This is a genomic window from Thiothrix litoralis, assembly GCF_017901135.1.
Lineage (GTDB): Bacteria > Pseudomonadota > Gammaproteobacteria > Thiotrichales > Thiotrichaceae > Thiothrix > Thiothrix litoralis.
In genome coordinates, this window is record NZ_CP072801.1 from 2,013,754 (window position 1) to 2,026,547 (window position 12,794).

Consider the following 12,794-nt stretch of genomic DNA (forward strand, 5'->3'; position numbering starts at 1 on the left):
CTAAACCGCTAACGCCCGCCCACCCAGCAACAACGCCAATTCCAGCATCTCATCCCACAAGCGTTGCGGGTGGCGGGAAACATCCTGCCCTACCCCTTTGCTGTGCTGATCCAAGCGTGTTGCCAGATCGAATAAATGGTTCCAGTCCGCTGCCGCCATACGCCGCAAAGCTGTCAGGAACAGGTTCTGGCGGGTTTTCGGCATCCGCATCAACAGCGCCTGATTGGAGGCATTATTGCGCACATTTTCACAGCCCATGTAAAGCTGGCGTAGCAAGTCAGCCAGCGCCCATACCAGTAACGGTGTCGCGGTATCCTCTTCCTGCAATACCAACATAATGTGGCGGATGCGGCGGGCATCCTGCGACAAGATAGCCTCGGCAAGATCAAACACACTGAAGCGTGAATTATCCGCCACCACCGCCATGATATTTGCTGCCGTCAGTGGGCGATTGCCATACAGCAACACCAACTTGCCGATTTCCTGTACCGCTGCCAGCAAATTCCCTTCCACCCGCTCGGTCAAGTAACGCACCGCTTCAGTATCCGGCTGCAAACCGGCCTGTTTCATGCGCCGCGCAATCCACGCCAGCGTTTGCGCCGGGGATAAATCCCACACCTGTACCACCACCCCGGCTTGTTCGACCTTTTTCACCCACGCGGCATTTTTGCACGCCTTGTCGAGCCGACCGCTTTGGATCAGCAAAATCTTGTCCGGCGGCAGGTAATCGAGGTAATGCTGCAATGCCTTAGTGCCGGATTGCCCCGCTTTACAGGTCGGCATCCGCACATCCAGCAGTTTTTTGTCAGAAAACAGCGACAGCGCTCCGGCAGCGTCATACAACGCCCCCCAGTCAAACTGGGCATCCACCGTAAACACATCGCGCTCACTGAACCCCTTCAGCGCCGCCGCTTTACGGATGGCATCAGCCGTTTCCATTACTTGTAACGGTTCATCACCGCTGATCAGGTAAACCGGAGCGAGCGGATGGCGAAGGTGTTCTTCAATCTGTTCAGCGCGGACTTGCATGAGTATTGTTTGGTCTCCCAAAAAAGAAAAATACTAGCACATCCGGTTTTTTAAGTGGTTTTTGTTTAGAATCCTCACATCAATGACCTCATCGGCTGACCACACACGAAACACCCATGAAAAGTATCTATTTTTACAACATTTTATTGGCGATGACTCTACCAGCCGGGCTGAGTTTCGCCGCTGAAACCGGCAAAACCGACGCCATCTGCGCGTCGCAAGTCTTGCTGCCTGCGCTATTCCGCCCCAGCGCAGAAAATGTCACAGTATACGAACCCAGTACTCGCTATAGCACCATTCCCGTACAAATGGGCTACGGCGAACGCAAAGTGAAAGTGGCAGATGCTTACGTCATTTACGAAACCATTCCTGCCACTTTTGGCGAAGTCACCGAAAGCATCGAAGTGGCACGCGAACGGGTGGAAATCACCACCCTGCCCGCCACCTACCGCACCGAAACCAAGCGCGTCAAAGTCAAGGATGCCACTCAGCGCTGGAACCCGGTATGCCCAGCAGTTGTCGCAAGTGAGCAAAGCATTCCGGCACATTGCCTGATCAACGTACCGGCGGTATACACCGACGTCACCCGCGAAGTCATTGATGTCCCCGCCCGCACCATCAAAAAAGTCATTCCCGCCCGCACCGAAACCATCACCCGCAAGGTCGTACTACAACCCGCCCAAGTGATCCGCCGTGAAATTCCTGCCAAATACCGCATGGTAAAACTGGCAAAGGTGGAACAAGGCGCCAAAGTCAGCACCACCCAGCAGCCCGCACGGGTTCAAGCCATCCTCTCACAGCAAACTTTGCGATCGGAACGGATTGTGCAACGCCCTGCACTGTGTGAACCCACGGTTAGCCCGAGCACCATCCTGAGGCTACAACAACATTTGCAACAAGGTGGCTATTACCAAGGCACGCCCGATGGCATTCTTGGCCCCAAAACCCGTGCCGCCTTGACCCGCTTCCAGGAAGACCATCAGCTTGCCAGCGGTGCCATCACGGTGGAGACCCTGCAAAAATTACAGCTCCAATAGAGACGTGCGGGGATTTCCTGCTAAACTCGCCGCTACTTAAAAAATATTAGAAACATAAGGAGTCATCATGTCAGAACAGAGCGGAATCCTGATCGGCAAAGGCGAAACGCAGGTTTTCTTGAACCCGCGTTTTGCCAACCGTCACGGCCTTATCGCAGGCGCTACGGGCACAGGCAAAACCATTTCCCTGCAAGTATTGGCGGAAGGTTTATCGCGTATCGGCGTACCCGTATTCTTGGCTGACATTAAAGGCGACCTTACTGGCATTGCTGTTCCCGGCACACCCAACCCCAAAGTCGATGAGCGTGTGGCCAAAATCGGCATTGAAGATTTCCGTTTTGAAGGCCATCCCACCGTCATTTGGGATTTATCCGGGGAACGTGGGCATCCAGTGCGTGCCACGATTTCCGATATGGGGCCTTTGCTACTGGCAAGCTTGCTCGACCTCAACGACACCCAAGAAGGCGTCTTGAACATTGCCTTCAAAGTGGCTGATGACCAAGGCATGTTGCTGCTGGACCTGAAAGACTTACGTGCCATGTTGCAACACCTCGGTGAAAACAGCAAAGCCCTGAGTAACAGCTATGGCAACGTCAGCTCCGCCTCCATCGGCGCGATTCAGCGCCAGCTACTGATACTGGAACAGCAAGGTGCCGATCAGTTTTTCGGCGAGCCAGCACTGGATTTGTGGGACTTCATGCGCACCGGAGCCAACGGCTACGGCAATATCAACATTCTCGCCGCAGACCGTCTGATCAACACGCCGCGCCTGTACGCCACGTTCCTGTTGTGGTTGCTCTCAGAACTGTTTGAAAACCTACCTGAAGTCGGCGACATGGATAAGCCACGTTTGGTATTCTTCTTCGACGAAGCCCATCTGCTGTTCAACGGTGCACCCAAGGCACTGGTGGATAAAGTCGAGCAAGTCGTCAAACTGATCCGCTCCAAAGGCGTGGGCATTTACTTCATTACCCAAACTCCGTTGGATGTGCCCGAATCCGTACTAGGACAACTCGGCAACCGCATCCAGCACGCCCTACGGGCCTTCACCCCTCGCGACCAGAAAGCGGTGCGCACCGCTGCCGAAACCTTCCGCCAAAATCCCAACATCAACACTGCTGAAACCATCATGCAAATGGGGGTTGGTGAAGCACTGGTTTCCGTGCTGGATGACAAGGGTATTCCGGGCATCGTGCAACACACTATTATCAGCCCGCCACACTCGCGCATTGGCCCGCTCACCGATACCGAGCGTGCTGATCTCCTGCGCACCAGCCCCTTTGCAGGCCGCTACGACACCATGATAGACCGCGAATCGGCTTACGAACTCCTGCAAAAACGTGCCGAAACGGCAGCGGCAGAAACGGCCGAACAGGAAGCCCAGATGGCAGCTCAAAAAGCCACACGCACCAGCAACAGCCGTGCTCCCCGTGAACCTGAGAGTCTATTCGGTAGTCTTGGTGAAACCTTCGTGAAGAACGCGGTAAAAGCAGCCACATCCAGTGCCGGACGACGCATTGGTACACAAATCGTGCGCGGTATTCTTGGCTCCCTATTCAAAGGACGCTAAGCATACGCTTTGATAATAGGCGCGATAAATCACGCATTTTCGCGCCCAATTGCTGCATATCCCCGCCGTTCGGTGTAGAATCTTCTGTTTTACGGTTATCGACAGCAAAGGTAGATTTCAATGGCAAGCATTCTTTTGCTCAATGGACCCAACCTGAACTTGCTAGGCAAGCGCGAACCGGGTCATTACGGCAACATGACATTGGCTGATATTGAAGAACGTCTAACAACGTTAGCAAGTCAGCAACACCAAACATTAGATTGCTACCAAAACAACTCGGAAGGCGCATTAGTTGATCGAATCCACCAGGCGCTCGTTGAGCAGGTGGACTTCATTCTGATCAACCCCGGCGCTTATACCCATACCAGCATCGCCTTGCGAGATGCCTTACTCGGTGTTGCCATACCGTTTATCGAAATACACCTGTCCAATGTGCACCGCCGGGAACCTTTCCGCCATCACTCCTATCTTTCCGATATAGCGGAAGGCGTTATCCTTGGGCTTGGCACATTGGGCTATGAACTCGCACTGTATGCCGCCATACAGAAACTCAATAAACACGACAGGGCATTAACCCATGATGGACGTTCGTAAAATACAAAAATTGATCAGTCTGCTGGAAGGCAGCGATGTCGCTGAAATCGAAATCAAGGAAGGTGAAGACTCGGTTCGCATCAGCCGCGTCAACTCAGGCATGACACTGTCAGCCGCACCACAGCAATACTACGCCCCCCAGCCACAGGCAACATTATCAGCCGCTGCACCGGCGGCTGCTGAGCCAGTCGCCCCTGCTGCCCCTTCAGGCCACGTTGTCGAATCACCTATGGTCGGCACTTTCTACCGCGCCTCCTCACCCACCGCCAAATCGTTTGTCGAAGTCGGGCACAGCGTCAAGGTAGGCGATACCCTGTGTATCATCGAAGCCATGAAAATGCTCAACCAGATCCAATCCGATGCATCCGGCATCGTGAAAGCCATTCTGGTCGACAATGAACAGCCTGTCGAATTCGGACAACCGCTGTTCATTATTGAATAACATTTGCACTTGGCCAACACCTGCGAGGTGACAACATGTTGAAAAAAGTACTGATCGCAAACCGGGGCGAAATTGCCCTGCGCATTTTGCGTGGCTGCCGTGAACTCGGCATCAAAACCGTTGCGGTGCATTCCACGGCTGACCGCGACCTGAAGCACGTGCGGCTGGCAGATGAGTCGGTGTGTATCGGCCCACCACGTTCCACCGATAGCTACCTGAATATCCCCGCGATTATCAGTGCGGCAGAAGTTACTGGTGCGGATGCCATCCACCCCGGCTATGGCTTTTTGTCAGAAAATGCTGATTTCGCCGAACGGGTTGAATCCAGCGGTTTCATCTTTATTGGCCCCCGTGCCGACACCATCCGCTTGATGGGTGACAAGATTTCCGCCAAAGATGCGATGATTGCAGCGGGCGTACCCTGCGTTCCCGGCTCAGAAGGCGGCACGCCAGAAGACCCCGAAGAAATCCTCAAAATGGGCAAGCGCATCGGCTACCCACTGATCGTCAAAGCCACGGGCGGTGGTGGCGGGCGCGGTATGCGCGTCGTGCACTCAGCCGACGAACTGGTCGCTGCTGTTACCTTGACCCGCGCCGAAGCCAAGGCAGCTTTCGGTAATGACGTCGTGTTCATGGAAAAATTCCTCCAACACCCACGTCATATCGAATTGCAGGTATTAGCCGACTCCCACGGCAACGCCATCCACCTGTGTGAACGCGACTGCTCCATGCAGCGCCGCAACCAGAAAGTCGTGGAAGAAGCCCCCGCGCCCTTCATTACCGAAGAGCAACGCGCCCGCATTGGCAACCGTGTTGCCGAAGCCTGCCGCAAAATCGGCTACCGTGGTGCTGGTACGTTTGAATTCCTCTATGAAGATGGCGAATTCTATTTCATCGAAATGAATACCCGTTTGCAAGTCGAACACCCGGTCACCGAACTGATTACCGGTGTCGATCTGGTCAAACAGCAATTGCTGATTGCCTCTGGTGAAGTGCTGGCCTTGCGTCAGGAAGACATCAAGGTCAACGGTCATGCCATTGAGTGCCGTATCAACGCTGAAGACCCGCAAACCTTTGCCCCTTCACCCGGTAAGATCACGCGTTACCACGTGCCTGGTGGCCTCGGTGTACGGGTAGATTCACACATTTACGCCGATTACAGCGTACCGCCCTACTACGACTCCATGATCGGCAAGCTGATTGTCCACGGACAAGACCGCGAAACCGCCATCAACCGGATGCACGGCGCACTCAGCGAAATGGTCATCGAAGGCATCAAGACCAATATCCCGCTGCAAACCCGCATTATGGAAGATTCCACGTTCCGCGCCGGTGGCGCTGACATCCACTACCTCGAAAAAATGTTGGGCATGAAATGAGCTGGCAACAACTGGTCTGTCAGACCACCTCACAACATCAGGAAGCTGTGGTTGAAGCGATGGAAGCTGTTGATGCAGTGTCCATCACTTGGCAGGATGCCGAAGACGACCCGATTCTAGAACCACGCCCCGGCGAAATGCGCCTGTGGAACAATCTGGTCGTCACGGCGCTGTACGAGGAAGACACCGACCTCAGTGCCCTGCTGTTATTGCTGGAAACCCGCAAAGCCGACTGGCAAATTGCCTCGGTCATGCAGGAAACGGTGGAAGATCAGCCGTGGGAACGGGCGTGGATGGACAGCTTCCACCCCATGTGCTTTGGTAAACATCTGTGGATTTACCCAAGTTGGTGTGAAACACCGGATGATGACAGCGTAAAACTGTTGCTCGACCCCGGTCTGGCCTTTGGCACAGGCACGCACCCCACCACTGCCCTGTGCCTCGAATGGCTGGATGGGCAGGACGTGGCAGGCCAGCAAGTGTTGGATTACGGTTGTGGTTCCGGGGTGTTAGCCATCGCAGCCCTCAAACTCGGGGCAAAACACGCCGAATGCACCGACATTGACCCGCAAGCCCTGCAAGCAACCTTGGACAATGCCGAGCGCAACAGCATTCCCGCCGCACAATTTCACACCTGTTACCCGGAAGATTTACCCAAGCAAACGTGGGATGTGGTCATGGCAAACATTCTGGCAGGCCCACTGGTGGAACTTGCGCCTGTGCTGCTGGCAGCATTACGCCCCGGCGGCAAGCTGGTATTATCCGGCATTCTCGCCGAACAAGCCGCCGCCATTGAAACAGCTTACCAGCCCGCATTAACTGACTTCAGTATTACCCAAAAAGATGACTGGATCAGGGTCACCGGTATTCGCCACTTATCCAGCCGTTAATCTGTATTTTTTGCCCAACTTTTTAAGCGGTGTTATTTTCTACACCCTTGGATAAGCATTCTTGAAAAATAAGAACTAGAATAAAGCGATTACTCAAACGGCGCGGAGTCATGTATACACAGTGCAACCACTGCAACGCGATTTTTCGCGTCACAATGAAAGAGTTGACAGCTGCACAGGGCTTACTGCGCTGCGGCGAGTGCGACAATATTTTTGACGCCATGAAGAACCTGAGCCAAACACTGCCGGAAGAGCGCCGCTTTGCCAAACTCAGCACAGTCATACCGGCGGAAATAGAAGAACCCATTCCCATCAGGCCAGCCCGACCACTAGAAAAACTGCTCAAGCGCTTCTTAAACATCAAATCGTGGCATTCACGGTATTTTCTGATAATCGGGGTAAGCGCCCTAGTACTGCTGTTGATATTGCAAGTGTTATACATAAGTCGTAACTGGTTGGCGCAACAGCCGATGACCTCAGCACTCACCCAGCAGCTTTGCGCCCTGATGAACTGCGATGTCACCATTCCCCGTGATGTGCGTGCAATCAGCCTGTTAAGCCGTAACATTTATTCACACCCCAACGCTCCCAAGGTATTAACCATCAGCGCATCCATCCAGAATAACGCCGCCTTCCCGCAACCTTATCCCTTGATTGAAATCAGCTTTCTGGACAAGAACAACAAGGTACTGGCCTTACGCCGCTTCCCACCAGAGGAATATATGCATAATTTCACCGAAAAACTGATGCCCATCGGCGTTCCTGACGAACTCATTTTGAACATTACCGACCCTGGGGAAGACGCCATCAGATTTCAGTTTCGCTTTATGTAAACCGATAAAAGGATAAATGGAATAACCTTGGCGATAAAAAACCTGATTAACAATAAAAAACCTGTTCATTCCGTGCAATTAAGCTATAATCCGCCCCGCGATAAATTATCGGTCAGTACTAAAATGACAACTTGTCAATAACGAAATATAACTGACCGCTGCCACTCAATGTGTTGGAGATAAAAATGGCAACCGACAATATAAGCTACCTAAGAAGAAAAGCAGCCCTACCTGTTGATGGCATCGAGCCATACATCCCCGAAGCAGGCGAAGAGTACATGAACGAAAAGCAGCTCGCGCATTTTCGTAACATTCTCATCGCCTGGAAAAAATCCCTGATGGAAGAAGTGGATCGTACCGTCGACCACATGAAAGAAGACGCCACCAACTTTTCAGACCCAGCCGACCGTGCTACCCAGGAAGAGGAATTCGCCCTCGAACTGCGTGCCCGCGACCGTGAACGCAAACTTATCCGCAAGATCGAAAAAACTATCGCCCGCGTGGATGATGATGATTACGGTTTCTGCGATGCTTGCGGTGTTGAAATCGGTTTGCAACGTCTGGAAGTTCGCCCCACCGCTGAACTCTGCATCGACTGCAAAACCACCCAGGAAATCAAGGAACGGCAAATGGCCGTCTGAGAACGCCACCAGCCTTGCGGATAATTGGCAGATTTGCCCCCTCCCCCACCGGGCCATTGCATTTTGGCTCGCTGGTTGCCGCCACCGCCAGTTATCTGGCGGCTCGGCAGGCAGGCGGAAACTGGCTGTTGCGCATCGAAGACCTCGACAAGCCACGCGAACAACCCGGTGCAACTGACGCTATCATTCAGACCCTGAGCGATTACGGCTTTGCATGGGATGGTGACATCCTCTACCAAAGCCAACGCCTTGACGCCTACCACGCTGCACTCGCCAGCCTCCACGAGCACACTTACCCCTGCACCTGTTCCCGTAAAGCCTTCGGCTCCATCTACCCCGGCACTTGCCGCCAACGCCCCCACACCCCACTACACCAGCAACACTCCATCCGCGTGCGTACCCACAATGACCCCATCTGTTTTACAGACGCCATTCAAGGGAAATATTGCCAGCGTCTGGAAAGCGAAGTCGGGGATTTTGTCATCCTGCGGGCGGATGGCTGGTTTGCTTACCAATTAGCAGTAGTCGTGGACGACGCTTTTCAAGGTATCAATCAGGTCGTGCGTGGTGCTGACTTGTTAGACAACACCCCCCGGCAAATCTTGCTACAGCAATTGCTTGGCTTCCCACAGCCTAATTACGCGCATGTACCACTAGTATTGAACGAACACGGACAAAAGCTCAGCAAACAAAACCTTGCCCCGGCACTTGGCACATCCGGGCGTTTACAAACGCTGGTATCTGCATTACGCTTTTTGGGGCAAACTTGCCCGGATGCTAATGAGTTCACCACACTCACCAGCCTTTGGGATTGGGCAATTGCCCATTGGGACATTAGCAACATCCGTCAGTCACAGGCATAAACATGGCAACGAATCATTGGCGCACCTTCCCCCGCTGGATGCTGGAAGAACATGAAACCGACATCCGCCTCAACGCCCAACTGTCCACCGGACGTGCCGCAGAAGTCACCGCCCAACTTCAACACGACCCAGCGCTAATGCCAGTACTGCTAAAGCTATTGGGAGACCCCAACACCGCCCTCAGCACCCGTATCGGCATCGGTGTTGTCATGGAAGACCTTGCTGGTTCCGACCTGCTGCAACAACACGTCGCCACCCTCGGCAAACTCAGCCAGCACCCGGATGTCAACATCCGTGCAGACGCGTGCCACTACCTGGGTTTAAGCGCTGCCCAAACAGCCATCCCCTTCCTACAAACCTGCCTACAAGACCGCGACCTAGAAGTCCAAGAAGTAGCCACCGATGCCCTAAAAACACTGGATGTTTAAACAGGATACCCCGCCAAACGATTAATCGCCTGTGCAAGCTCAATATCCTTGTGACTAATACCGCCCGCGTCATGGGTAGTCAAACTAATCGCCAAGGTCTTGTAAACATTGCACCACTCAGGATGATGGTTCATACGCTCCGCCACCAACGCCACTTGCGCCATAAAACCGAACGCTTCCACAAAATCGGCAAACGTCAGCACCCGATGTAACTTTTCATCGCGCAACACCCAACCCGGCAAGCCTTCCAGAATCACCGCCAGTGCTTCATCTGTTAGTTTCTCAGTCAATTGATTCTCCTAGTAAAATAACCGCATGGGCAGCAATACCTTCCTTGCGCCCTGCAAAACCCAGTTTCTCAGTCGTCGTAGCCTTCACATTCACCTGCCCCACCTCACATTCAAGATCCACCGCAATATTTTCCCGCATCGCAAAAATATGGGGAGCCATTTTCGGTGCCTGAGCAATAATGGTGCTGTCGAGATTGATGACAACATACCCCTTGCTACGCACCAACCCATAAACATGGCGCAACAAAATACGGCTATCAATATTCGCGTATTCCGCAGCCGTGTCAGGAAAATGCTGCCCAATATCCCCCAACGCCAACGCCCCCAGCAGCGCATCGCAAATAGCGTGCAATAACACATCGCCATCCGAATGCGCCTTGAAGGCATGGCTGTGCGGAATGTTTACCCCACCCAATACCAGATGGTCGCCAGCGGTAAAAGCGTGGACATCGTAACCATGACCTATCCGCATCATGCTTTTTTCCCCAACACTTTTGCAGTCATAAAACCACCGGCATACAAACAAATACTGAACACAATCAGCGCATATCCGTATACCCGTTCCAAGGGATCAAGAGCCATCCAAATGCCTAACATGAGATACAACAAGGACACCAATACGGCGTAAACGTGGGTTTGCGCGTTACCTTGCCAAATACCACGTACCAACAGCAGCAAGGGTGCAAGCAATACCGACACCTCCAGCCAAGGTGGCACATGTTGTACCGGCGCTAGCGCAATGTTCCATACAATAATCAAACTCATCAAACCCAGCAGGCCGATCAAGGTCAAGTTACGCCACAGTGCAAACTTATTCATAGTTTGTGTGCCAAGGTTGCGAGACGTTTACCCAATGCCGAACACAAGCATTTTTCCTCATCCGTCAAGGGTCGGGCGCTGTCGCTGCCAGAAACGTGCGATGGCCCATAAGGTGTGCCACCGCTTTGGGTACTGATCAGGTCAGCTTCCGAATACGGCAAGCCCGAAATGATCATGCCGTGGTGCAACAGCGGCAACATCATCGACAGCAAGGTTGATTCTTGCCCACCGTGCAAGCTGGAGGTCGAGGTAAAAACCCCCGCTGGTTTGCCCGTCAAGGTACCCGATAACCACAGACTACTGGTTTTTTCGAGGAAATATTTCAACGGTGCTGCCATATTGCCAAAACGCCCCGGACTGCCGAGCGCCAGCGCATCACAGGTTTTCAGATCATCCAGCGTGACATAGGGTGCGCCACTGTCAGGAATGCTGTCAGCCACGGCTTCGCAAACTTCGGAGATTTCCGGCACGGTGCGCAGGCAGGCTTCGCTGTCGGGAATACTTTCCACCCCACGGGCAATGTGTTGCGCCATCTGGCTGACAGAACCGTGGCGGCTGTAATACAGGATCAGGACAGTTTTCATAACAGGTCAAGTACCTTTGTGGGTGGGCGTCCGATAACCGCTTTGCCATCCTTGACGACGATGGGGCGCTCGATCAGGCGCGGGTGGGCAAGCATCGCTACCAGCAATTGCTCACGGCTTAATGCAGGGTTGGCAAGATTCAGGTCAGCATACTCGGCTTCACCCTTACGCATCAGCTCACGGGGTTCAAGACCGAGCATGTCGAGCAGGCTATTGAGGGTCGCAGCATCCGGCGGGGTTTCCAAGTATTTCACGACATGGGGAGTGACGCCTTCGCCTTCCAGCAATTCCAGCGTCTGGCGAGATTTGGAACAGCGTGGGTTATGGTAAATCGTTACCGTATCGGTCATGGGGTGGCCTCCTGATCAGGTTGCGCGGCAAACCCCGTCCTTCAGGTCGGGGAGGATAGCGCGGGAGGCAACGCCTCCCTCTGTTCGGTAGTTTTGTCGGATAATCCGCGCAGTTTAACGCAGAATACCCACTCAAGCCGCTCTTTTTTAGCTACACTCCGAAGATGCAACGATGCCAAGCCTTCAAATACGAACTTATGCCCAATGGTGAGACGCAGCGTCATCTGCGCCGTTACGCGGGATCGTGTCGGTTTGTGTACAACAAGGCATTAGCGTTACAGCAAGCCAGCCATGAAGCGGGTGAAAAGTTCATCGGTTATGTGGCAATGGCAAAGCATCTGACGGCATGGCGCAACGGCACAGAAACGCCGTGGCTGAAAGATTCCCCCGTCCATCCCTTGCAACACGCGCTCAAAGACCTCGACAAAGCCTACCAAAATTTCTTTGCGAAACGCGCCGATTTCCCCCGCTTCAAGCGCAAAGGCAGCGGTGACAGTTTCCGTTATCCCGACCCCAAACAAATCAAGCTCGATCAAAGTAATAGCCGACTTTTCCTGCCAAAACTGGGCTGGATACGCTACCGCAACAGCCGGGATGTGTTGGGTGAACTGCGCAATGTCACGGTTTCCAGCAAGGACAGTAAATGGTTTGTCAGTATCCAAACCCAACGGGAAGTGGAATTGCCCACACCCCAAGCTACTACCAGCACTTGTGCTGAGCGTAGCCGAAGCATCGGCATCGACCTTGGCATAGCGCGTTTTGCCACCATCTCCGATGGTACGTACATCGAGCCACTCAACAGCCTCAAAGCCAAAGCCGCCAAGCTCGCCAAATACCAACGGCGTATGGCGCACAAACAGAAATTCAGCAACAACTGGAAAAAAGCCAAAGCCAACGTTCAAAAAATTCACACACAAATTGCCAATACCCGCCGCGATTTCCTGCACAAGGCGACGACCACGCTCAGCCAAAACCACGCGCACGTGTTCATCGAAGGTAACTGTTCACGGGCTTGCAACTGCCAGAGTCTGAGCTATGCTTGAAA

General features: G+C 53.4%; 17 protein-coding genes. 11 read left to right on the plus strand and 6 right to left on the minus strand.

Annotation, left to right across the window (positions count from 1 at the left end; all coding sequences use genetic code 11):
- Positions 1 to 1,029 carry a DNA polymerase III subunit delta gene (gene holA, locus J9253_RS09785; RefSeq protein WP_210224395.1) on the minus strand — a complete coding sequence of 343 codons (1,029 nt, stop codon included), beginning with the start codon at positions 1,027 to 1,029 and terminating at the stop codon, positions 1 to 3.
- Positions 1,030 to 1,145: 116 nt separating this feature from the next.
- Between holA and J9253_RS09790 the strand changes: the two genes are divergently transcribed.
- The 10 genes from J9253_RS09790 (at position 1,146) to J9253_RS09835 (ending at position 9,706) form a co-directional block, all read left to right on the plus strand.
- Positions 1,146 to 2,066 (plus strand): peptidoglycan-binding domain-containing protein, encoded by a 921-nt coding sequence (locus J9253_RS09790; protein ID WP_210224396.1) that lies wholly within the window; start codon positions 1,146 to 1,148, stop codon positions 2,064 to 2,066.
- Positions 2,067 to 2,133: 67 nt separating this feature from the next.
- The gene (locus J9253_RS09795) at positions 2,134 to 3,636 is read left to right on the plus strand and encodes a helicase HerA-like domain-containing protein (protein ID WP_210224397.1); all 1,503 of its coding nucleotides are present in this window, start codon (positions 2,134 to 2,136) and stop codon (positions 3,634 to 3,636) included.
- 120 nt (positions 3,637 to 3,756) lie between these two features.
- Entirely contained in the window at positions 3,757 to 4,230 is a 474-nt protein-coding gene (aroQ, locus tag J9253_RS09800) for a type II 3-dehydroquinate dehydratase (protein ID WP_210224398.1), read from the plus strand.
- Positions 4,214 to 4,672 carry an acetyl-CoA carboxylase biotin carboxyl carrier protein gene (accB, locus tag J9253_RS09805; RefSeq protein WP_407701792.1) on the plus strand — a complete coding sequence of 153 codons (459 nt, stop codon included), beginning with the start codon at positions 4,214 to 4,216 and terminating at the stop codon, positions 4,670 to 4,672. Before aroQ ends, accB begins: the two co-directional genes overlap by 17 nt.
- 35 nt (positions 4,673 to 4,707) lie before the next feature.
- A complete protein-coding gene (gene accC, locus J9253_RS09810) occupies positions 4,708 to 6,051 on the plus strand; it encodes an acetyl-CoA carboxylase biotin carboxylase subunit (RefSeq protein WP_210224399.1) in 1,344 nt (447 codons plus the stop codon).
- Positions 6,048 to 6,941: a 50S ribosomal protein L11 methyltransferase gene (prmA, locus tag J9253_RS09815; RefSeq protein ID WP_210224400.1), complete on the plus strand. Its 894-nt coding sequence runs from the start codon at positions 6,048 to 6,050 to the stop codon at positions 6,939 to 6,941. Before accC ends, prmA begins: the two co-directional genes overlap by 4 nt.
- Positions 6,942 to 7,051: 110 nt before the next feature.
- Positions 7,052 to 7,774 carry a zinc-ribbon and DUF3426 domain-containing protein gene (locus J9253_RS09820; protein ID WP_210224401.1) on the plus strand — a complete coding sequence of 241 codons (723 nt, stop codon included), beginning with the start codon at positions 7,052 to 7,054 and terminating at the stop codon, positions 7,772 to 7,774.
- 185 nt (positions 7,775 to 7,959) lie between these two features.
- On the plus strand, positions 7,960 to 8,415 hold the full coding sequence (gene dksA / locus J9253_RS09825; protein ID WP_210224402.1) for an RNA polymerase-binding protein DksA: 456 nt from the start codon (positions 7,960 to 7,962) through the stop codon (positions 8,413 to 8,415).
- A gap of 14 nt (positions 8,416 to 8,429) precedes the next feature.
- Complete coding sequence (gene gluQRS / locus J9253_RS09830; protein WP_210224403.1) at positions 8,430 to 9,278, plus strand: tRNA glutamyl-Q(34) synthetase GluQRS; 849 nt, start codon at positions 8,430 to 8,432, stop codon at positions 9,276 to 9,278.
- A 2-nt stretch (positions 9,279 to 9,280) separates the two neighbouring features.
- A complete protein-coding gene (locus tag J9253_RS09835) occupies positions 9,281 to 9,706 on the plus strand; it encodes a HEAT repeat domain-containing protein (RefSeq protein ID WP_210224404.1) in 426 nt (141 codons plus the stop codon).
- On the opposite strand, the gene J9253_RS09840 is transcribed toward J9253_RS09835, so the two are convergent.
- The 5 genes from J9253_RS09840 to arsC are packed head-to-tail and all read right to left on the minus strand — an operon-like array spanning position 9,703 to position 11,749.
- The gene (locus J9253_RS09840; protein ID WP_210224405.1) at positions 9,703 to 9,996 is read right to left on the minus strand and encodes a 4a-hydroxytetrahydrobiopterin dehydratase; all 294 of its coding nucleotides are present in this window, start codon (positions 9,994 to 9,996) and stop codon (positions 9,703 to 9,705) included. The two genes, J9253_RS09835 and J9253_RS09840, sit on opposite strands and share 4 nt — an antisense overlap.
- On the minus strand, positions 9,989 to 10,468 hold the full coding sequence (gene ispF, locus J9253_RS09845) for a 2-C-methyl-D-erythritol 2,4-cyclodiphosphate synthase (RefSeq protein ID WP_210224588.1): 480 nt from the start codon (positions 10,466 to 10,468) through the stop codon (positions 9,989 to 9,991). Before ispF ends, J9253_RS09840 begins: the two co-directional genes overlap by 8 nt.
- On the minus strand, positions 10,468 to 10,815 hold the full coding sequence (locus J9253_RS09850) for a DUF2069 domain-containing protein (protein WP_210224406.1): 348 nt from the start codon (positions 10,813 to 10,815) through the stop codon (positions 10,468 to 10,470). Before J9253_RS09850 ends, ispF begins: the two co-directional genes overlap by 1 nt.
- Positions 10,812 to 11,399, minus strand: a complete 588-nt coding sequence (wrbA, locus tag J9253_RS09855) for an NAD(P)H:quinone oxidoreductase (protein WP_210224407.1) — start codon at positions 11,397 to 11,399, stop codon at positions 10,812 to 10,814. The genes J9253_RS09850 and wrbA overlap by 4 nt, the downstream gene beginning before the upstream one ends.
- Positions 11,396 to 11,749, minus strand: a complete 354-nt coding sequence (gene arsC, locus J9253_RS09860; protein WP_210224408.1) for an arsenate reductase (glutaredoxin) — start codon at positions 11,747 to 11,749, stop codon at positions 11,396 to 11,398. The genes wrbA and arsC overlap by 4 nt, the downstream gene beginning before the upstream one ends.
- A 164-nt stretch (positions 11,750 to 11,913) precedes the next feature.
- On the opposite strand from arsC, the gene J9253_RS09865 reads away from it, so the two are divergent.
- Positions 11,914 to 12,792 (plus strand): RNA-guided endonuclease InsQ/TnpB family protein, encoded by an 879-nt coding sequence (locus J9253_RS09865; protein ID WP_210224409.1) that lies wholly within the window; start codon positions 11,914 to 11,916, stop codon positions 12,790 to 12,792.
- Positions 12,793 to 12,794: the final 2 nt, after the last annotated feature.

Coding starts and splice junctions, on each gene's coding strand:
- holA (WP_210224395.1), bottom strand. CDS start 1,029: ATGCAAGTCCGCGCTGAACAGATTGAAGAACACCTTCGCCATCCGCTC.
- accC (WP_210224399.1), top strand. CDS start 4,708: ATGTTGAAAAAAGTACTGATCGCAAACCGGGGCGAAATTGCCCTGCGC.
- wrbA (WP_210224407.1), bottom strand. CDS start 11,399: ATGAAAACTGTCCTGATCCTGTATTACAGCCGCCACGGTTCTGTCAGC.
- prmA (WP_210224400.1), top strand. CDS start 6,048: ATGAGCTGGCAACAACTGGTCTGTCAGACCACCTCACAACATCAGGAA.
- J9253_RS09795 (WP_210224397.1), top strand. CDS start 2,134: ATGTCAGAACAGAGCGGAATCCTGATCGGCAAAGGCGAAACGCAGGTT.
- J9253_RS09790 (WP_210224396.1), top strand. CDS start 1,146: ATGAAAAGTATCTATTTTTACAACATTTTATTGGCGATGACTCTACCA.
- J9253_RS09835 (WP_210224404.1), top strand. CDS start 9,281: ATGGCAACGAATCATTGGCGCACCTTCCCCCGCTGGATGCTGGAAGAA.
- aroQ (WP_210224398.1), top strand. CDS start 3,757: ATGGCAAGCATTCTTTTGCTCAATGGACCCAACCTGAACTTGCTAGGC.
- ispF (WP_210224588.1), bottom strand. CDS start 10,468: ATGCGGATAGGTCATGGTTACGATGTCCACGCTTTTACCGCTGGCGAC.
- dksA (WP_210224402.1), top strand. CDS start 7,960: ATGGCAACCGACAATATAAGCTACCTAAGAAGAAAAGCAGCCCTACCT.
- J9253_RS09850 (WP_210224406.1), bottom strand. CDS start 10,815: ATGAATAAGTTTGCACTGTGGCGTAACTTGACCTTGATCGGCCTGCTG.
- accB (WP_407701792.1), top strand. CDS start 4,214: ATGATGGACGTTCGTAAAATACAAAAATTGATCAGTCTGCTGGAAGGC.
- arsC (WP_210224408.1), bottom strand. CDS start 11,749: ATGACCGATACGGTAACGATTTACCATAACCCACGCTGTTCCAAATCT.
- J9253_RS09820 (WP_210224401.1), top strand. CDS start 7,052: ATGTATACACAGTGCAACCACTGCAACGCGATTTTTCGCGTCACAATG.
- J9253_RS09865 (WP_210224409.1), top strand. CDS start 11,914: ATGCAACGATGCCAAGCCTTCAAATACGAACTTATGCCCAATGGTGAG.